This window comes from Methylobacterium sp. 4-46 (genome assembly GCF_000019365.1).
In the GTDB taxonomy this organism is placed as follows: Bacteria; Pseudomonadota; Alphaproteobacteria; order Rhizobiales; family Beijerinckiaceae; genus Methylobacterium.
In genome coordinates this window covers 967,481-985,366 of record NC_010511.1, presented here as the reverse complement: position 1 = coordinate 985,366, position 17,886 = coordinate 967,481, and the positions used below count along the sequence as shown (strand labels likewise).

Sequence of the window (17,886 nt, the reverse complement as noted above, 5' to 3'; positions counted from 1 at the left end):
AGGCCGGCGGGCTTACTTCCTCAATAGGGGCTGTCATTGTGGTGGGGGCTGTAGAGTGTCGGGGCGGATTGTCCCCTGCCGTAATCGTAGCCGTCGTTGGACGGGTTGCCGGAGGGGTTCGGGCGCCCGCCGCCGCCCCGGACCGGCCCCAGCGGCGCATGGTGTCGGCCATCATCCGGTCGCCCTCGGCCGCGCGACGAGGCCCGCGAGCGCCGTGCCGGCGAGGGACGGGTCGGAGACCGTCTTGGCGAAATCCGCGCCCTTGGCGGCCGTGTAGACGACCCGCCCGCCCTCCTCGACGAAGAGCACGTCGGCGATGCCCGGGCGCGCCGCGACGCGGCGGGCGGCCTCCTGCACCTTGGCGTGGCGGCGCCCGTACATCATCCCGGTGCCGGCGCCGTCGAGGGCGAGGCGCTCCTCGACCGTCGCGGGGGCGGTGAAGGCCCTCACCACCGCGTCGAAGTCGGGCTTGCCGGGGTCCAGGGTCTCGATCAGGTCCGGCAGGTTCGCGGCGACCTGCGGCAGGCTCGCCAGGGCCTGCACCTCGTCGACGAGGCGCGCCGCCGCCAGCTCGATCCCGGTCTTGCGGGCCGTCGCCGCGAAGGCGAGGCGCTCCTGGGCGGAGTCCACCAGCCCCGCCCGGGCCGCGTACCAGCTCAGGCTCCCCATGACGCCGGCGCTGAGGAGCGCGAGGCCGACCGTCATGGCCGGAAGACGAGCCCGGAGACTTGCGAACACCGCCATGACCCTGCCCCTGATGCGGGATGCGGGCAGATTTCTACCGAGGAAGTAAAATCATCGTGAAGTGATGTGCCGGATCTGATCGCCGTCATGGCGCCGATCTGGTGCCGCGCGACTGACGTAGGGGAGGCGAAAGAATGGACGAGCCGGGGGACGATTTCTGACGAAAAGGAGCCCTGCGGGCGCAAGCGGGGCGGTTTGTCGGATGGATGACGGCCGCCGTGCGGATGCGTAAGACGGCGGATCCGCCCCGGCCCGGAGATCGCCGTGCTCGCCCCGTCCGCATCCAGCCCGTCCTCCGACCCGCCCCCGACCCGCTTCAACGCCGCGCGCCACTGCCTGGAGGCGCAGGCGCGCCGTCATCCCGACAAGCCCGCCCTGATCCTCGCGGGGGAGGGCGGGGCCGCGCAGGTGCTGAGCTACGGTGAGATCGACCGGGCGGTGCGCGCCGTCGCGGCGGGCCTGCTCGCCCTCGGCCTCGCGCCGGGCAGCCGGGTGATGATCCGCATGGGCAACGACGCCGATTACGCGATCGTGTACTTCGCGGCGCTGGCCGCCGGGCTGGTGGCGCAGCCCTCCTCGCCCCAGCTCACCCCCGCCGAGGCGGCCTTCCTGCTGGAGGATTCGGGAGCCGCCGCGGTGGTGGCGGCGGAGGATTGCCCCCTCGATCCCGCCTCCCTGCGCGGCCGCGCGCTGCTGCGGCCCGCCGACGTGGCGCGCCTGCGGGCCGGGACGCCGCTCGCCGCCTACGCCGACACCGCGGCCGAGGACCCGGCCTCCCTCGTCTACACCTCGGGCACGACGCGCCGGCCGAAGGGCGTGCTGCACGCCCACCGCGCCGTCTGGGGCCGGCGCCCGATGCACGACCACTGGCTCGGGCTCACCGGGGACGACGTCGTGCTGCATGCCGGCACCATGAACTGGACCTACACGCTGGGCGTCGGGATCCAGGATCCCTGGGCGCGCGGGGCGACGGCGGTGCTCTACACCGGCCCGCGCGACCCGGCCCTGTGGCCCGCCCTGATCGCCCGCACGCGCGCCACCCTGTTCGCCGCGGTGCCGAGCCTCTACCGGCAGATCCTGAAATACGCCGATTTGTCCGCCCACGACCTGTCGCGCCTGCGCCACGGCATCACGGCGGGCGAGGCGCTCTCCCCCGAGCTCCTCGCCGCCTGGACGGCGGCGACCGGCAAGCCCCTCTACGAGGCGCTCGGCATGAGCGAGGTCTCGACCTACGTCTCGACCGGCCCGACCGTGCCGGTGCGGCCGGGCTCGCCGGGCCGGCCCCAGCCCGGGCGGCGCGTCGCCATCCTCCCGCCCGAGGGCGAGCCCGTGCCGCTGCCGGCGGGCGAGACCGGGCTCCTCGCCGTGCACCGCTCCGATCCCGGGCTGATGCTCGGCTACTGGAACCGCCCCGACGAGGAGGCGGCGGTGATCCGGGGCGAGTGGTTCGCGGGCGGCGACCTCGCCCGGCTCGACGCGGACGGCTACGTCTGGTTCGAGGGCCGCCACGACGACCTGATGAACGCCTTCGGCTACCGGGTCTCGCCGAACGAGGTCGAGGCGGCGCTGATCGGCCACCCGGAGGTGCAGGAGGTGGCGGTCGCCGAGCGGGCCGTGCGGGCGGACGTGCGGGTCGTCGCCGCCTACGTGGTGCCGAGGCCCGGGGCCGCGCCGGAGGCGGAGGATCTGCTCGCGTGGTGCCGCGCGCGCCTCGCGGCCTACAAGTGCCCGCGCGAGATCGTGTTCCTGGAGGCGCTGCCGCGCACGCCGAACGGCAAGGTGCAGAGGAAGCGGCTCGCCGAGGCGGCGGGGGCCTGAGGGCCCGGCCCGGTGCGCCCCTTGCGCGCGGCGGGCGGCCCGGGCCACACCGTCACGCCGGCCGCCACGGGAGGATCCCCCCGCATGAAGCTGTTCATCGCCTCCCTGGCGACCGAGACCAACACCTTCGCGCCGCTGCCGACCGGGCGGCCCGCCTTCCTGGCGGACTACGCCCGTCGCGATGGCAGCCGCAACCCGCCGCGCCTGAGCAATATCGGGCTGATCGCGTGGCGCCGCCTCGCCGAGGCGGACGGGCACGAGGTGGTCGAGAGCCTCTCGACCTTCGCCCAGCCCGGCGGGATCACCCTGCGGGCCGTCTACGAGGACCTGCGCGACGCGCTCCTGGCCGACCTCGAGGCCGCCGGGCCGGTCGACGCCGTGCTGCTCTTCATGCACGGCGCCATGGTGGCCGAGGGCTACGACGATTGCGAGGGCGACACCCTCGCCCGGGTGCGCGGCATCGTCGGGCCGGGCGTGCCGGTCGGCGTCGAGCTCGACCTGCACTGCCACCTCACCGAGACGATGCGGCAGGCCGCCGACGTCATGGTCATCTACAAGGAGTACCCCCACACCGACATCGTCGCGCGCGCCCGCGACCTCTACCCGCTGGTGATCGCCGCCGCCGAGGGGCGGATCCGGCCGGTGATGGCCTACGCGGATTGCCGGATGGTGAGCCTCTGGCGCACCTCCGACCCGCCCGTGCGCCGCTTCGTCGACCGCATGAGCGCCGCGGAGGGCCGCGACGGGATCCTGTCGGTCTCCTTCGGCCACGGCTTCCCCTGGGCGGACGTCGCCGATGTCGGCGCCAAGATGCTGGTCGTGGCCGACGGCGACGAGGCCGCGGCGGCGGCGCTCGCGCGCAGCCTCGCCGCCGAGGTCTGGGCCATGCGCGAGGAGGCCGCGACCCCCTACGTCACCATCGACGCGGCGATCGACCGGGCGCTCGCCTGCGACGATCCCCGCCCGATGGTGCTCGCCGACGTCGCCGACAATGCCGGGGCGGGCGCCCCCTCCGACAACACGGCGATCCTGCGCCGCCTCGTCGCGCGCGGCGTCCGGGACGCGGCGAGCGGCCTCTACTGGGATCCGGGGGCGGTCGGCATCTGCCGGGAGGCCGGAATCGGCGCGCGCTTCACCCTGCGGGTCGGCGGCAAGTGCGGCGTGACCTCCGGCGACCCCGTCGACCTCGCCGTCACGGTGCGCGGCCTGGCGGACGACCACAGCCAGGCGGGCCTGAGCGGCGGGCGGGCGCTGCTCGGCCCGAGCGCCTGGGTCGAGGCGGACGGGATCCACCTCGTGCTGACGAGCCAGCGCCAGCAGCCCTTCGACCCGGACGCCTTCACGGGCCTCGGCCTCACCCTGCACGACAAGCGCCTCGTCGTCGTGAAGTCGATGCAGCACTTCCACGCCGCCTTCGCGGGCCTCGCGAGCGCGGTGCTCTACGTGGCGGCCCCGGGCGCGGTGCCGCCGGACTTCGCCGCCCTGCCCCTCACCAAGAAGGCCGGGCCCTGGTGGCCCCGCGACCCCAACCCCTTCGGTGCCGCATGATTCCCTCCGGGCTGCCCCTCGACCTCGACGCGATGCTGGCGACGCTCCGCCCCTGGGTGGAATGCGAGAGCCCGACCTTCGCCACGCCGGCCGTCAACCGCATGATGGCGCTCGCCGCCCGCGACCTCGCGGTGGCGGGGGCGCGCATCGAGGTCGTGCCCGGCCGGATGGGCCTCGGCGACTGCGTGCGCGCCCGCTTCCCCCACCCGCGGCCCGAGACGCCCGGCATCCTGGTGCTCGGCCACATGGACACGGTGCATCCCGTGGGCACGCTGGAGGTCCTGCCCTGGCGCCGCGAGGGCGGGCGCGTCCACGGCCCCGGCATCCTCGACATGAAGGGCGGCAACCTCCTCGCCCTGGAGGCGATCCGGGCGCTCGGGCGGGCCGGGATCGCGACGCCGCTGCCGGTCACGGTGCTGCTCACCGGCGACGAGGAGATCGGCAGTCCCTCGACCCGCGACCTGATCGAGGCGGAGGCCTCGCGCCACCGCTACGTCCTGGTGCCGGAACCGGGCCACGAGGACAACGGCGTGGTGACGGGCCGCTACGCGATCGCGCGCTTCGTCCTGGAGGCCACGGGCCGGCCGAGCCATGCCGGGGCGCGGCTCGGCGAGGGGCGCTCGGCGGTGCGCGCCTTCGCCCGCAAGATCCTGGCGATCGAGGCGATGTCGGGGGAGGATTGCACCTTCAGCGTCGGCATCGTGCAGGGTGGCCAGTGGGTGAACTGCGTGCCGACGCGGTGCCGGGGCGAGGCGCTCAGCATGGCCAAGCGCCAGGCCGACCTCGACCGGGGCGTGGCGCGCATGCTCGCCCTCTCGGGCACGGAGGACGACGTCGCCTTCACGGTGACGCGCGGGGTCACCCGCCCGGTCTGGGAGCCGGACGCCGAGACCCTCGCCCTCTACGAGACCGCCCGCGCCCTCGCGGCGGCCGAGGGGCTGGCCCTGCCGCATCGCAGCGCCGGGGGCGGCTCGGACGGCAACTTCACCGGGGCGATGGGCATCCCGACCCTCGACGGGCTCGGGGCGATCGGGCGCGGCTACCACACCCTCGAGGAGCAGATCGACGAGGCGAGCCTGGTGAGCCGGGCGCGGCTCTTCGCGGGGCTGCTCGCGATGCTGCGCTGAGCCGGGGGCGCCCGCCATCGTCCCGTCGCGCAGCCGCCCCTCGAGCCACGATGGTAGACCCAACCCACCTCCTTGGCGATGAGCGGCCAGAGATCGGTCATGAAATCCAATGTTCCGGTCCCGGCCTTGAGACGGAGGCGTGTTATCTGTTCGGCATTCAAGAAGGTTGGCTGATAGCGGGGCGCGGCCTCGATCCGAAGCTCCGCGCGCGACAGGTAGGGAACGCCGCGCCTCGATCCGGCGAGACTGCGCGGCTCATGTCTCGACGTGACAGGCTGTCCCGAAAGCCTTCGCCGCGCTCGCCGCCGACGAGGGCCGCCGCGATTCGTTGGATCGGTCAGCGCGCCGCTGCCTGCGGCTGAGACGATGAAAGCACGAGGGTGACGCATCCGAACGCGAGTCCGACTGAGCAGACACCCAACCAGCCGAAGCTGACCCATGCCAGTCCGGATAAGGCCGACCCGGCCGCGGCGCCGAGGAAGAACAGGCCTGTGAACAGCCCGTTCACGCGGCCTCTTGCTTCGGGGCGCAACAGGTTGATTGCGCGCCGTCCCAGCGTCTGATCGCCGATCACCCCCAGATCGAGCAGGACGGCGCTGGCGACCAGGATCGCGAGAGGAGCCCAGCTCGGGGCGAAAGGCGTGCCGACCAGGACGTCGCCGCCGATGCCGGCGAGGATCATCGCGGCGATGACCGCGAGGTGGGCGAGTCGCGTTGCGCTGCGCGTCCAGCCCCGGTCGCCCGCTCGCCCGGCGATCGGGGCGACGACCGCCCCGGCGGCTCCGGCCAGGGCGAAAAGGCCGATTCCGGTCTGACCGAGGGAGAATGGCTGATCGGAAAGGCGCAAGGCGACCGACGTCCAGAACACGCCGAATGCGCCCATGCACAGGGCCTGGTAACTGGCCCGGCGCCGAAGGACGGGCTCCTCCCGCAGGATCGTCAGCATCGATCCGATGAGCGCCGAATAATTCGTGCCGGTCGCGGGCTTGCGGACCGGTAAGACGGTGGCCAGGATCATGCTCAGGGCTGCGATGATCAAGGAGAGCCCACCGTAGAACCAGCGCCAACCGACGAACTCCGCAACCCAACTCGCGGCTGGCCGCGAAAGAAGGATGCCGAGCATGAGGCCGCTCATCACGTTGCCGACGACGCGACCGCGATGTGCTTCAGGAGAGAGTTGAGCCGCCACCGGTACGAGCATTTGAATCGCGCTGGTGGTCACACCGGCGACGTACGACGCCAGTAGGAAGAGAAATGGCGTCGGGGCAAGCGCGATCGCCGCCAGGGCAGCAACGTCAACCAGCAAAGTCACAACGATCACCGTCCGGTTCTCGACGAGATCCGTCAGTGGGACGAGCAGGAACAGGCCGCTCGCGTAGCCGAGCAGAGTAAGTGTCGATACAAGACTGGCTTCGGATGTGCTTAACGAAAATGACGATCCGATCAAGCCGATCAGGGGCTGCGACGCATACAGGCTCAGTACGACGACGCCAACGGCGCATGCGAACAGGACAGTTAGTCCGGCGGACATTGTGTTCGATCGGCTGATGGGCGGTGGCGCGCTGGTCATTCGGGCGTGGGTGTGCATGGCGGCCCTTGTGTTCACTGCGTTGACCTCACGCCGTCCTGCACCATTGGGGCAGCCGTGATAATCGGCGTTGATCGAGAATGTCTCTTCCTGTGGGCGAAACGATATGGCGAGCTTGGAGCAGTACGAGGCCCTCGTCGCGATCATCGAGCGAGGAAGCCTGAGCGCCGCTGCCAAGAGGCTGAACCGGTCCCTGCAGTCCGTCAGCCGTGCGCTGACCGCACTCGAGACCGATCTGGGAACCGAACTCATCCGGCGTACGACCCGGCGGTTGCAGCCGACCCCCGCGGGAATGATATTGTACGAGCGACTGAGAACAGCGTTGAAAGAAATAGGAGATGCGCGCCTGCAGGTGAAGAGCGAAAAAACCAAAATAAACGGTCTATTTAGGATCGGCGCATCTGTACTATTTGCGCCGAAATTTGTGGTTCCATGCGCAACGGCATTCATGAATAGGTTTCCTGAAGTAAGTATAGACTTGGTATTGAATGATGCTGTCGTTGATCTCATCGAACATCGGCTCGATGTTGCGATTCGCATAGGAGATCTCGGCGCCATCAGCCTGCGGTCGAAGAAGATCGCGGAGCTGCGCCGCGTCCTGGTCGCCGCGCCATCCTATCTTGCTCGCCATGGTGTGCCGCGTGATCCCGACGATCTTGCATCGCATCTCTGCGTGGTCCGCACCTTCGGGCCGGAGGGCGACGCGTGGCCCTTGTCGGTCGACGGTGTCGTGGTGCGAACACAGGTGAAGGGTGCCTTCCGGTGCAGCGACGCGGCCGGAGCCAACGCGGCCACGATCCTCGGAGCCGGGATCGGCCTCGCGCCGCTCTGGCAAGTCAGACAGGACCTCGACGAGGGTCGCCTCGAACTCGTGCTTCCCCAGTGTGAGCCTCCTCCCATACGCGTCAGCGCTGTGTGGCCGGGGAGCTTGGAGACGCCCGCGCGGACGCAGCTGTTTGTCGAGATGGTGTCGAACCGTCTCGCGGGCGAACGCGTGTGAGGAATTCTCCGGCCGCCGCGAACGGGGACAGCCGGCCGTGCGCCGCGGCGATGTCGATGCGGATGCGGCGGAGCGGAGAGGCCTTGAAGCGAGGACGCTCCGGCTCGTCCCCCTCCGCCTCCGGCGGCCGGCCGATGCCGCGGCGTCGCAGACGGCGGTGCGGCGGCGAGCGGGTCAGGCGCGCTGGCGCCGGCGCGCTTTGCGGAGCCTGTTCGGGCGCACGGGGAGATCGAGAGCCACCTGCGCTGGCCGTTGGACGTGATGGTCGACGAGGATCACGCTTGCCCGAGGACCGATCACGGGACCGAGAACCGACCAGCGCGGTGCCGAACCCGAGGGGGGAGCGTCGGGCGTGGAAGGTCCCGCCCGGCGCCGTCGCCGCGCCGGTCACCCCGCGCCAGCCGGCCGAGCGGCGCAGCCACGACGACGCCCGGCACCGCACCGCCAGCCTGTTCGCCGCGCTCGACGTGAAGGCCGGGACGGTGAACGGGCCGCGTCACCGCGCCGGCGCGTTCCGCCGCTGCCCGGACGAGATCGAGGCGGCGGTGCCGGCCGACCTCGACGTGCACCTGGTGCCCGACACCGCGGCGACGCACGAGCATCGTCTCCAAGGCCGGCCTCCGGCCGCGCCTTCCGGCGGCCGGGATCCTGCGCTAGAACCCGCCGCCGCGGGCGACCGGGCCCGATCGAGAGGACCTCGTCACGATGAGCCAATCCGAGACGGACGCGCTGCCCAACGTGCACGTGCGCGCCGAGGTGCTGGTGCAGGCGCTGCCCCACATGCAGCGCTACGACGAGGAGATCGTCGTCATCAAGTACGGCGGCCACGCCATGGGCGACCGGGCGGCGGCGGAGGATTTCGCCGAGGACGTGGTCCTGCTGGAGCAGTCGGGCCTCAAGCCCGTGATCGTGCACGGCGGCGGGCCGCAGATCGGCCGCATGCTCGACCGGCTCGGCATCAAGTCGGAGTTCCGCGAGGGCCTGCGCGTCACCGATGCGGCCACCGTCGAGGTGGTCGAGATGGTGCTCGCCGGCTCGATCAACAAGCAGATCGTCGGCTGGATCTCGGCCGAGGGTGGCAAGGCCATCGGCCTGTGCGGCAAGGACGGCAACATGGTGCAGGCGCGGCGCGCCACCCGCACCGTCGTCGATCCCGATTCCAACCTGGAGCGGGAGGTCGATCTCGGCCTCGTCGGCGAGCCGGAGCGGGTCAACCGCGCGGTGCTCGACGCGGTGCTGAAGGCCGAGCTGATCCCGGTGCTCGCCCCGGTGGCGGTCGGCAGCGACGGCCAGACCTACAACGTCAACGCCGACACCTTCGCGGGCGCCATCGCGGGGGCCCTGCGGGCCAAGCGCCTCCTCCTCCTCACCGACGTGCCGGGCGTGCTCGACAAGAACAAGAAGCTGATCCCGGAACTCTCGGTCGAGGATTGCCGCCGGCTCGTCGCCGACGGGACCATCACGGGCGGCATGATCCCGAAGATCGAGACCTGCATCTACGCCATCGAGCAGGGCGTCGAGGCGGTGGTCATCCTCGACGGCAAGGTCCCGCACGCGGTGCTGCTGGAGCTGTTCACCGATTACGGCGCCGGCACGCTGATCCGCCGCAGCGCACCCTGACGGCGATCGGCGCTTCCTTTCCGGAGCCAGATGCTTATCTTGGACGCCCGGGGGCCGCGGGGCCCCCTTCGCGTCGAATGGGCCGAGCTTCCGTGTTCCTTCCGAGCGAGAGCCACCTCACCGCCCCGGACGCCCGCGGCTTTTCCGGTGTCGAGACCTGGGTCTTCGACCTCGACAACACGCTCTACCCGCACGAGGCCCGCGTCTGGCCCCAGGTCGACGAGCGCATCACCCTCTACGTGATGGATCTGTTCGGGCTCGACGGGCTCTCGGCGCGCGCCCTGCAGAAGCACTTCTACCACCGCTACGGGACGACCCTGCGGGCGCTGATGCAGGAGGAGGCGGTCGATCCCTACGACTTCCTCGACTTCGCCCACGACATCGACCATTCGGGCATCGCCCTCAACCCGGCCCTCGGCCGGGCGATCGAGGCCCTGCCGGGCCGCAAGCTCATCCTCACCAACGGCTCGCGCCGGCACGCCGAGAACGTGGCGCGCAAGCTCGGCATCCTCGACCATTTCGAGGACGTGTTCGACATCGCGGCCTCCGACTTCGTGCCCAAGCCCGAGCGGCGGGCCTACGAGACCTTCCTCGACCGGCACGCGGTCGATCCGACCCGCGCGGCCCTGTTCGAGGACATCGCCAAGAACCTCGTCGTGCCCCACGACCTCGGCATGGCGACGGTGCTGGTGGTGCCGCGCACGGTCGATCCGTTCCGGGACGCGTCCGAGCAGGAGGCGGTGCGGGCCCCGCACATCGACCACATCACCAACGACCTCGCGGGCTTCCTGAGCGAGCGGGTCGCCCCGGCGCTGCCCCGGTGAGCGCCCGCCGATGAATCCCGAGACGGACCCGATCGAGGTCTGGGGCCGGCGCATCGGCCGCGGCCTCGGCCTCGTCGCCCTCGTGGCGATGGCGTGGTGGCTCGGCGTGCAACTGAGGCTGTGGGGATGAGCGACGGACCCGACTGGAGCGCCGCCCGCGCCCCCGACCTCGCGGCCTTCGAGGCCCTGGCCGAGGCGGCCTTCGCGCGGCTGCCCGAGAGCTTCCGCCGGCTCTGCGAGGGGGTGGTGATCCGCGTCGAGGATTTTCCCGACGAGGACACCCTCGACGAGATGGGCTGCGAGAGCGAGTTCGACCTGCTCGGGCTGTTCCGCGGCACCGGGCTCGCCCAGGGCGGGGGCGCGGCGAGCCTCGCGACGGGCCAGTTCCCCAACATGGTCTGGCTCTACCGCCGCCCGCTCCTGGATTACTGGGCCGAGCACGACGAGACGCTCGGCCACCTCGTCACCCACGTGCTGGTGCACGAGATCGGCCACCATGTCGGGCTGTCGGACGACGACATGGCCCGGATCGAGGCGCAGGCGGAGTAGGGCGCGGCCGGCGCCCCGCTACCCCTTGATCCCCGGCAGCGCGCTCGCCTTGGGCCGGCTGGTGCGGAACTGGCCGCGCTCGATCGCGATGAAGGCCAGCACCGCCACCGCCACGCTGGTCAGCCACCACACCACCGTGACGCTCATACCGAGGCAGGCCGAGGCGAAGGCGGTCATGGCGGTCGCCATCGCGCCCGGGGCGAGGCTCGGGTGGTCGCGGCCCGATTGCAGCACCGCCGACCACAGCACGAAGGCCGCCGCGAGGGCGCCGACCACGCCGAGCTCGTACCAGATCTCGAACAGGAACGAGGTCGGGGCGCTCGGCGGCAGCATCCCGACGATCCGCCCGCGCAGGGCCGTCTCGAAGCCGTGGCCGGTGAGGAGGCGCAGCGGCTCGCTCGTCACCACCCGGGTCCAGGTCTTCAGCGCCTGCGACAGGGGGTGGAGCGGCCCCAGCAGCGGCGCCACGATCGGCCGCAGCAGGAAGGGCACGAGGGGGCCGAGGGCCACGAGGCCGGCCGCGACGCCGGCCGCGATCCGCACGCCGAGCTGCTGGCGCCAGGCCGCGAGCGCGAAGGCCACCGCGCCCGCCGCCAGGGCCAGCAGGGGAATCGGGCTCGGCGCCAGCACCAGGGCGAGCGCCACCGCGACCGCGACGCCGAGGCCCTCGACGTCGCGGCGGCGCGAGCGCAGCCACGCCACGGCCGGCCAGACCAGCAGCGCGAGCAGCATGGCGCCGCGCTCCAGGGTCGAATCGTCCTCCAGGCCGAAGCGCAGGGCCGCGCCGCTGAACAGCCCCAGCGCCACCGCGGCCAGGGCCGCCGCGCCGACGCCGACCGGCAGCAGGTAGGCGTTGGCGGCGCGCATCCGGTCCGGCAGGGCGAGGTAGCCCGCGAGCGTCAGCCCCACGGTGATCGCCACGTTGAGGAGCCGCTCGGAGGCGGTGCCGGGGAAGGGCGACCACACGATCGACAGGGCCGTCCAGCCCGCCAGCAGTGCCCCCGCCGCCATGGCCCGGGTGCGCAGCACGCGCCGCAGCCCCGCCCCGACCGGCCGCCCCGCCCCGTCGAGGGCGGTGGCGAGGCACAGGATGACGACGGCGATCGGCACCAGGATGACGATGGCGCGGCGCGACACCAGCGCGGCGAGCGGCACCGCCACCACGAGGCCGATGAAGCCGATGCGGCGCAGCAGCGCCGCCGCGTCGACGGCGGGATCGGGCGAGGAGGGAGCCGCGCGGGGCATGGGCGGGGGCCTTCGGGCGCGCGGGGCGCGCGTTCCGTTCCTGGTTAGTGAGCCGGACGCCACAGCGCTGTAGATGCGATGCAACACTCCGGGCCGGGCGGCCCGCCGCGACGGCCGGGCGGGCGTCCCGGCGCGGGGATGCCGGACCCGTCTCATCCGACATCCGGTCGATGGCTTCGCCCTCTCCGATTTCGGCCATGCGGATGTCGGCTGCGCTCAGGCGCCGCGCTCAGGCGCCGCGCTCAGGCGCCGCGCAGGCTCGCGATCCGGGATCCGCTTCGATCAAGCGGATCCCGTCTCAGCCCAGGGCCGCCGCCACGTCCGCCTCGGTCACGGCCTCGACGGGCTTGGCGCATGTCACGGCCCGCGCCCGGGCGCCCGGCGCCATGATCAGGATCACCGTCTCGGTTCCCGGGCAGGCGGGGTCCGGGCAGACGATCTCGCTCACCGTGAGCGCGACCTCGGGCCCGAAGCCGCCGAGCCGGCGCGCCCAGGCGGCGACCTGCTCGCGCCGGCCGGCATCCGGCCGCGGGCGGCGGAAGGCGGAGAGGAGGCCCATCGCTTCAGCGCGGCAGGGAGAGGATCCCGGCCGCCCCGTCCGCGGCCCCGAAGGCGAGGTGCTCGCCCGTCCGGTCCCAGGCGAGCGCCGTCACGGCGCTGCCCTTCACGGCCGGGCGCACCAGCAGCTCCGACCCGTCCGTGAAGCGCACCAGGAGCAGGCAGCCGTCCTCGTACGCGCAGGCGAGCACCGGCGCCTTCGGGTGGAAGGCCACCTGCGAGACCCGGGCGGGGCGCACCCCGCACTCGCGCGGCTGCTTGCCGGTCGGCCCCTCCTTGCTGTCGAAGGGCCACACGATGGCGGCCTCGGCGCCGCTCGTCGCCAGCCAGTGCCCGTCCGCCGACCAGGAGACCGAGCGCACCTTGGCCGGGTAGCCGCTCATGCGCATGTGCCCGCGGTCGGGCTGGAGGCGCCAGCCGTGCAGGGCGTTCTCCTGCATGCTCGTCACCAGGAAGCGGCCGTCGGGCGACCACGTCACGTCGAGATGCGAGCCCTTCCAGGCCAGCACCTCCGGCGCGGCGTCGAGGTTCGGGTACCAGAGCGTGGCGCCGTTGTAATGCGCGAGGGCGAGCCGGTAGCCCTTCGGCGCGAAGGCGAGGCCGCGCACGGTCGTGGGTCCCTCGGTCGTCCGCTCGCGGCCCTTGGCGTCGCGGGCGACGACCCGCCTGCCCGCCGCGAAGGCCAGGGCCCCGTCCGGGTGCAGGGCGAGCGCGTCGATCCAGGCGCCGTTCCTCGCGCTGGCGAGGGTCTCGGTGGTCCCGTCCGGCCCGGTCGCGGCGACGCGCCCGTCGTCGCCGCCGGTGACGAGGCGCCGCCCGTCGCCCGCCGCCACCAGGATGCCGGCCTCCGGATGGGCCGCGACCCGGGCCGCGTCCCCGTCCGGGGCGGCGAGCATCACGGTCCCGTCCCCGAGCGCGAAGGCGGCCCGGGGGCCGAGCCAGTGCACGGCGGTCACGTGCGCGCCCGCCGCGATCCCGGTGACGGCCTGGGTCAGGGACGGGGCGGCGGTGGCGCTCATGCGGATGACACCCTGCGGGAGGCGGAGGAGGAGACCGCGTCTCACATGGGTCCGCCGCTGGCAAGGGCGAGGGCGGGACCCGGCGATTCACCGCCGGGCTGGCAGGGTTAATGCTTCGCTCACCAAACCCGCGCAATTCGCCGGATCGGCCCCGAACGACCGCCGAGCGCGGCCGTTCTCGATAAGGCGACGGTCGAGGCGTTCGTCGCCGCCTGGGTTCGGAGTTGCGTCATGATCCAGCCTGCCTTCGCCGCCCTCCCGCCCTCGGGCCTGCTGCTGCCGGACACGGTCCTGGTGGTGGAGGACGAGGCGCTGATCTGCGAGATGACCGCGGCCGCCTTCGCGGACGAGGGATACCGCGTGCTCACCGCGGCCGACGCCGAGGAGGCCGGCCGCATCCTGCAGCGCGAGCACGTGGACATGCTGTTCACGGACATCGACCTCGCGCGCAACACCGACGGGGTGACGCTCGCCCGCGCGGCGCGGCATCGCTGCCCGGATCTCCCGGTTGTCTACACGTCGGGAGGGCGGCATCGCCTGGCCGAGGGCGAGGCCGTCGCCGATTCGGTCTTCGTCCCCAAGCCCTACTACCCGAGCGACGTGGTGGCGCTGGCCAACCGGATCCTCGGGCATTCCTGACGCGGCGTTCGGAGCCCCCCACATGATGATGCGCGCGATCCTCCTGTCCGTCGCCCTCCTCGCGGCCGGCCCGTCCCGGGCGGCCGAGGCGCCGGCCGGCTGCCCGGCCCTGACGCTGCGGCTGGAGGAGGAGATCGCCAAGACCCCGGCCCTGCGCGAGGCCGCCAACCTGCAGACCGTGCGGGACCTGCGCACCCTGCGCGACGCCGCGATCGTCCTCGACGCCTACGGGTACGGGCCCGATTGCGCGCGGCTGAGCGCGATCCTGGGGGAATTGCTGGCCGATCCGCGCAGGACGATCGGCCGGGGCGGCGACACCGACGAGGAGAAGGCCGAGGCGGTCGAGGAGGCGCGCACGCCGAAGGGGGCGCGGCGCTGAGCGTCGTGCGCCGGGGGGCACCGGTTCGGCGGCGGCACGCCGTCCTGCCCGGGCCGTGCGGGGACGGCCGCGGCGGCGCTTGGCATCCGGAGCCGGGCCCGCCCCGCCCCGAACGGCGCCCCGCATCGACCGCCGGTCGAAGCTGAACCGTAACCCCCTCCTCGCCGTTGTCTCGGGATCCGCGCCTCCGCACCCCGAAGGTCTCCCCGCATGGCGACGAGCCCCGCCCCGAGCGTCTCCGACATCCCGCACGCCGCCGTCACGCTCCCGGCGGTGACGGTCGACAGCTACAACATCGAACTGCGCCAGCCGGACGAGGAGGGCTTCCTCGGCGACCGGGTCACCAAGGGGGCCTTCCGGGACCTGATCGAGGATTGGCGCGAGCGCCTGCGCAAGCTCGGGGAGGATCCCCTCGGCGACACGCCGAGCCGGGACCTGCCGAAGAAGCGGCTCGACCGCCTCCTGCGCGAGGGCCCGCCCGAGGCCGCCGGGGTGATCCAGGGCGCCGTCGAGGATTTCTCCCAGGAGCTCGCCACCGTGGTGCGCCGCTTCCTGCGCCAGAAAGGCTGGCGCGACACCGAGCGGATCGTGGTCGGCGGGGGCCTGAGCGATTCCTACGTCGGGCGCCTCGTGATCGGGCGGGCGGGCGTGCTCCTGCGCGCCGCCGGGCTCGACCTCTCGCTGGTGCCGATCCGCCACCATCACGACGAGGGCGGACTGATCGGTGCCGCCCACCTCGCCCCCGCCTGGATCTTCTCCGGCCACGACAGCCTGCTCGCCATCGACATCGGCGGCACCAACATCCGGGCCGGCATCGTGGCGACGAACCTGCGCAAGGCGCCCGACCTCTCCCGCGCGGCGATCTGGCGGGCCGAGCTGTGGCGCCACCGCGACGAGGACCCACCCCCCACCCGCGACGCCGCCGTGGCCCGCATCGCCGCCATGCTGGAGGACCTCGTGGCCCGGGCCGCGCGGGCCGACCTCAGGCTCGCGCCCTTCGTCGGGGTCGGCTGCCCGGGCGTGATCGAGCCGGACGGCCGCATCAGCCGCGGCGGCCAGAACCTCCCCGGCAATTGGGAGAGCAGCCGCTTCAATCTGCCGCGCGCCCTGCGCGATGCCTTGCCCTCGGTCGGTGGCCATCCGACCATGGTGGTCGTGCACAACGACGCCGTCGTGCAGGGCCTGAGCGAGGTGCCCTTCCAGCGCGACCTCGCCCGCTGGGGCGTGCTCACCATCGGGACCGGCCTCGGCAATGCCCGCTTCAGCAACCGGGAGGGCCCGGCGGCGCGCGGCTGAGTCGGCCTTTGGTCCGAATAACAGTCTGGAATTCCTCTGAGTTTCCCGGCAAGGCTTGATCCCGCGGCGTCATCCGGGATAGTGCATCCCGGCCGGCCCGCCGCGGCACGAGGCGGCTGACCGGAACGGGAGCGGACCATCACATCGGCCGGCGGGCGACCGGCGGGCGGACCTGCGGCCCTCCGGGGCGCGACGCGGGGCGCGTCCGATCGCGCCTCCGCCAACCGTGCCGCAGGGGGAGTTTGTCGTGTTGACGCAGGGTCTGCCGTGGTTCCGCGCCCGCCTCGGGCATCTCGCGCTCGATCTGCTGTTCTGCCTCGTCCTGTCGGGGGTGATGCTCGCCTCCGCCCTGGCGCAGGCGCCCGAGACGCCGATGCGGATCGAGCTCAACAAGCTCGACACGGTCGGGGAGGCCTGCCGGGCGACGCTCCTCGTCGACAACGGCAAGGGCGCGCCGATCAGGTCGCTCAAGCTCGACCTCTACGCCTTCGACACGGACGGCGTGGCGCAGAAGCGGGTGCTGGTGGAGCTCGGGCCGGTCGCCGCCCGCAAGACCGTGCTGCGCCAGTTCGACATCGCCGCCGCGCCCTGCGCCCAGGTCGGGCGCCTACTGCTCAACGACGTGGTGGCCTGCGAGGGCGGCGACCTGACCCGCGAGACCTGCCTGGAGCGCATCGAGCCCGCCTCCGCCAAGGGGGCCGCCCCCTTCCTGCGCTGAGCCCGCCCCGCCCGCCCCGCACACCAGGGAGATCCGCGATGGATCCGACCGCCGCCGCACCGGCCGCCCACGATTTCAGCTTCCTCGGCCTGTTCCTGCAGGCCGACCCGATCGTGAAGGGGGTGATGATCCTCCTCGTGCTGGCCTCGGTGGCGTGCTGGACGGTGATCGTCGAGAAGGCGATCCGACTGGCCGCGGCGCGCCGCCAGGCGCGGGCCTTCGCCCGCATGGTGGCGACCGGCGGGCCGCTCGAGGCGGGCCGCGGCATCGCCGCCCGGGTCGTCGCGGCGGCCCAGGAGGCGTGGCGCGACCAGGATCCCTCCGAGACGCGGGCCGAGCGGCGCGAGCGCATCGAGCGCGCCATGCGGGCGGCGCTGGCCCTCGACCTCAAGCGCCTGCAGGTCGGCCTGCCGCTCCTCGCCACCTCCGGCTCGGCCGCGCCCTTCGTCGGGCTGTTCGGCACCGTCTGGGGCATCATGAATTCCTTCGCGTCGATCGCGAAGAGCCAGGACACCAGCCTCGCCGTGGTGGCGCCGGGCATCGCGGAGGCGCTCTTCGCCACCGCGATCGGCCTCGTGGTCGCGATCCCCGCCGTCGTCGCCTACAACAAGCTCTCGGGCGACCTCGCCAAGCTGCAATCCACCTTCGCGGCGGCGATCGGCACCCTGGGCAACCGGCTCGCCCGCGACCGCGGCCCCCACGCCGCCCGCAGCGCCGCAGAGTAGGGAGGCCGCCCCATGGGCATGGGCCCGCTCCAGTCCGGCGCCGCCGACGAGGACGGCTTCGAGGCCGCCCCGCTCTCCGAGATCAACGTCACGCCGATGGTCGACGTGATGCTGGTGCTGCTGATCATCTTCATGGTGGCCGCCCCCCTGATGACGGTCGGCGTGCCGGTGCAGCTGCCCAAGACCGCCGCCGCCAGGACCTCCGAGCCCAAGAAGCCGGTGGTGGTCTCGGTCGACAAGGACGGCAACGCCTTCCTGGCCAAGGAGCCGCTGCCGCCCGAGGGGGCGCTCGCCCGGCTGAGGGCCGCCGCCGCCGAGGATCCCGGCCAGACCGTGCTGGTGCGCGGCGACAAGGACGTGCCCTACGGCAAGGTCATGGAGGTGATGGGCCTCGTCGGCCAGGCGGGCTTCGCCAAGGTCTCGCTGATCGCCAACGCCCCCAACGGGGCTCCCCTGGCGGCCGCTCCGGCGCCCGCCGCCCGGTAGCCG

At 72.9% G+C, this 17,886-nt stretch carries 19 protein-coding genes; 13 read left to right on the top strand and 6 right to left on the bottom strand.

Annotated elements, in window-relative coordinates; all coding sequences use genetic code 11:
* Positions 1-171: 171 nt before the first annotated feature.
* A complete protein-coding gene (locus M446_RS04215) occupies positions 172-744 on the bottom strand; it encodes a hypothetical protein (RefSeq protein WP_012330843.1) in 573 nt (190 codons plus the stop codon).
* 264 nt (positions 745-1,008) lie between these two features.
* Here M446_RS04215 and M446_RS04210 point away from each other — a divergent pair, with 264 nt between their 5' ends.
* The 3 genes from M446_RS04210 to M446_RS04200 all read left to right on the top strand — a co-directional run bounded on the left by M446_RS04210 (position 1,009) and on the right by M446_RS04200 (position 5,237).
* A complete protein-coding gene (locus M446_RS04210; RefSeq protein ID WP_012330842.1) occupies positions 1,009-2,562 on the top strand; it encodes a class I adenylate-forming enzyme family protein in 1,554 nt (517 codons plus the stop codon).
* Between the two features lie 84 nt (positions 2,563-2,646).
* Positions 2,647-4,110: a M81 family metallopeptidase gene (locus tag M446_RS04205; protein ID WP_012330841.1), complete on the top strand. Its 1,464-nt coding sequence runs from the start codon at positions 2,647-2,649 to the stop codon at positions 4,108-4,110.
* Positions 4,107-5,237 (top strand): M20/M25/M40 family metallo-hydrolase, encoded by a 1,131-nt coding sequence (locus M446_RS04200; protein WP_012330840.1) that lies wholly within the window; start codon positions 4,107-4,109, stop codon positions 5,235-5,237. The genes M446_RS04205 and M446_RS04200 overlap by 4 nt, the downstream gene beginning before the upstream one ends.
* 337 nt (positions 5,238-5,574) lie before the next feature.
* On the opposite strand, the gene M446_RS04195 is transcribed toward M446_RS04200, so the two are convergent.
* Positions 5,575-6,825 carry an MFS transporter gene (locus M446_RS04195; RefSeq protein ID WP_012330839.1) on the bottom strand — a complete coding sequence of 417 codons (1,251 nt, stop codon included), beginning with the start codon at positions 6,823-6,825 and terminating at the stop codon, positions 5,575-5,577.
* Positions 6,826-6,940: 115 nt separating this feature from the next.
* Between M446_RS04195 and M446_RS34440 the strand changes: the two genes are divergently transcribed.
* Entirely contained in the window at positions 6,941-7,825 is an 885-nt protein-coding gene (locus tag M446_RS34440; RefSeq protein WP_168169131.1) for a LysR family transcriptional regulator, read from the top strand.
* A gap of 296 nt (positions 7,826-8,121) precedes the next feature.
* Here the strand turns inward: M446_RS34440 and M446_RS36740 are convergent, their stop codons facing one another.
* Positions 8,122-8,436, bottom strand: coding sequence for a hypothetical protein (locus tag M446_RS36740; protein ID WP_150108569.1), 315 nt, complete (start codon positions 8,434-8,436; stop codon positions 8,122-8,124).
* 94 nt (positions 8,437-8,530) lie between these two features.
* Here M446_RS36740 and argB point away from each other — a divergent pair, with 94 nt between their 5' ends.
* The 3 genes from argB to M446_RS04175 all read left to right on the top strand — a co-directional run bounded on the left by argB (position 8,531) and on the right by M446_RS04175 (position 10,818).
* On the top strand, positions 8,531-9,445 hold the full coding sequence (argB, locus tag M446_RS04185) for an acetylglutamate kinase (protein ID WP_012330837.1): 915 nt from the start codon (positions 8,531-8,533) through the stop codon (positions 9,443-9,445).
* A gap of 92 nt (positions 9,446-9,537) precedes the next feature.
* Positions 9,538-10,269: a pyrimidine 5'-nucleotidase gene (locus M446_RS04180; RefSeq protein WP_012330836.1), complete on the top strand. Its 732-nt coding sequence runs from the start codon at positions 9,538-9,540 to the stop codon at positions 10,267-10,269.
* 126 nt (positions 10,270-10,395) lie between these two features.
* Positions 10,396-10,818: a metallopeptidase family protein gene (locus M446_RS04175; RefSeq protein WP_012330834.1), complete on the top strand. Its 423-nt coding sequence runs from the start codon at positions 10,396-10,398 to the stop codon at positions 10,816-10,818.
* An 18-nt stretch (positions 10,819-10,836) separates the two neighbouring features.
* Here the strand turns inward: M446_RS04175 and M446_RS04170 are convergent, their stop codons facing one another.
* The 3 genes from M446_RS04170 to M446_RS04160 all read right to left on the bottom strand — a co-directional run bounded on the left by M446_RS04170 (position 10,837) and on the right by M446_RS04160 (position 13,640).
* On the bottom strand, positions 10,837-12,063 hold the full coding sequence (locus M446_RS04170) for a hypothetical protein (RefSeq protein ID WP_012330833.1): 1,227 nt from the start codon (positions 12,061-12,063) through the stop codon (positions 10,837-10,839).
* Between the two features lie 298 nt (positions 12,064-12,361).
* Positions 12,362-12,622 (bottom strand): hypothetical protein, encoded by a 261-nt coding sequence (locus tag M446_RS04165; RefSeq protein WP_012330832.1) that lies wholly within the window; start codon positions 12,620-12,622, stop codon positions 12,362-12,364.
* Between the two features lie 4 nt (positions 12,623-12,626).
* Entirely contained in the window at positions 12,627-13,640 is a 1,014-nt protein-coding gene (locus M446_RS04160; protein WP_012330831.1) for a WD40 repeat domain-containing protein, read from the bottom strand.
* A 231-nt stretch (positions 13,641-13,871) separates the two neighbouring features.
* Here M446_RS04160 and M446_RS04155 point away from each other — a divergent pair, with 231 nt between their 5' ends.
* From M446_RS04155 to tolR, 6 genes are all read left to right on the top strand, one after another.
* Entirely contained in the window at positions 13,872-14,279 is a 408-nt protein-coding gene (locus tag M446_RS04155) for a response regulator (protein ID WP_012330830.1), read from the top strand.
* 22 nt (positions 14,280-14,301) lie between these two features.
* Positions 14,302-14,658: a hypothetical protein gene (locus tag M446_RS04150; RefSeq protein ID WP_012330829.1), complete on the top strand. Its 357-nt coding sequence runs from the start codon at positions 14,302-14,304 to the stop codon at positions 14,656-14,658.
* 210 nt (positions 14,659-14,868) lie between these two features.
* The gene (locus tag M446_RS04145; RefSeq protein ID WP_012330828.1) at positions 14,869-15,954 is read left to right on the top strand and encodes a glucokinase; all 1,086 of its coding nucleotides are present in this window, start codon (positions 14,869-14,871) and stop codon (positions 15,952-15,954) included.
* A gap of 247 nt (positions 15,955-16,201) precedes the next feature.
* A complete protein-coding gene (locus tag M446_RS04140; protein WP_043700806.1) occupies positions 16,202-16,672 on the top strand; it encodes a hypothetical protein in 471 nt (156 codons plus the stop codon).
* A gap of 38 nt (positions 16,673-16,710) precedes the next feature.
* Complete coding sequence (locus M446_RS04135; RefSeq protein WP_012330826.1) at positions 16,711-17,397, top strand: MotA/TolQ/ExbB proton channel family protein; 687 nt, start codon at positions 16,711-16,713, stop codon at positions 17,395-17,397.
* Positions 17,398-17,409: 12 nt separating this feature from the next.
* A complete protein-coding gene (tolR, locus tag M446_RS04130) occupies positions 17,410-17,883 on the top strand; it encodes a protein TolR (RefSeq protein WP_012330825.1) in 474 nt (157 codons plus the stop codon).
* The last annotated feature ends 3 nt before the right edge of the window (positions 17,884-17,886 follow it).

Bases quoted from the DNA above. Each gene is read 5' to 3' on its own strand.
- M446_RS04150 (WP_012330829.1), top strand. From the start codon at position 14,302: ATGATGATGCGCGCGATCCTCCTGTCCGTCGCCCTCCTCGCGGCCGGC.
- M446_RS04215 (WP_012330843.1), bottom strand. From the start codon at position 744: ATGGCGGTGTTCGCAAGTCTCCGGGCTCGTCTTCCGGCCATGACGGTC.
- M446_RS04155 (WP_012330830.1), top strand. From the start codon at position 13,872: ATGATCCAGCCTGCCTTCGCCGCCCTCCCGCCCTCGGGCCTGCTGCTG.
- M446_RS04205 (WP_012330841.1), top strand. From the start codon at position 2,647: ATGAAGCTGTTCATCGCCTCCCTGGCGACCGAGACCAACACCTTCGCG.
- tolR (WP_012330825.1), top strand. From the start codon at position 17,410: ATGGGCATGGGCCCGCTCCAGTCCGGCGCCGCCGACGAGGACGGCTTC.
- argB (WP_012330837.1), top strand. From the start codon at position 8,531: ATGAGCCAATCCGAGACGGACGCGCTGCCCAACGTGCACGTGCGCGCC.
- M446_RS04175 (WP_012330834.1), top strand. From the start codon at position 10,396: ATGAGCGACGGACCCGACTGGAGCGCCGCCCGCGCCCCCGACCTCGCG.
- M446_RS04165 (WP_012330832.1), bottom strand. From the start codon at position 12,622: ATGGGCCTCCTCTCCGCCTTCCGCCGCCCGCGGCCGGATGCCGGCCGG.
- M446_RS04135 (WP_012330826.1), top strand. From the start codon at position 16,711: ATGGATCCGACCGCCGCCGCACCGGCCGCCCACGATTTCAGCTTCCTC.
- M446_RS04160 (WP_012330831.1), bottom strand. From the start codon at position 13,640: ATGAGCGCCACCGCCGCCCCGTCCCTGACCCAGGCCGTCACCGGGATC.
- M446_RS04200 (WP_012330840.1), top strand. From the start codon at position 4,107: ATGATTCCCTCCGGGCTGCCCCTCGACCTCGACGCGATGCTGGCGACG.
- M446_RS04195 (WP_012330839.1), bottom strand. From the start codon at position 6,825: ATGCACACCCACGCCCGAATGACCAGCGCGCCACCGCCCATCAGCCGA.
- M446_RS04170 (WP_012330833.1), bottom strand. From the start codon at position 12,063: ATGCCCCGCGCGGCTCCCTCCTCGCCCGATCCCGCCGTCGACGCGGCG.
- M446_RS04145 (WP_012330828.1), top strand. From the start codon at position 14,869: ATGGCGACGAGCCCCGCCCCGAGCGTCTCCGACATCCCGCACGCCGCC.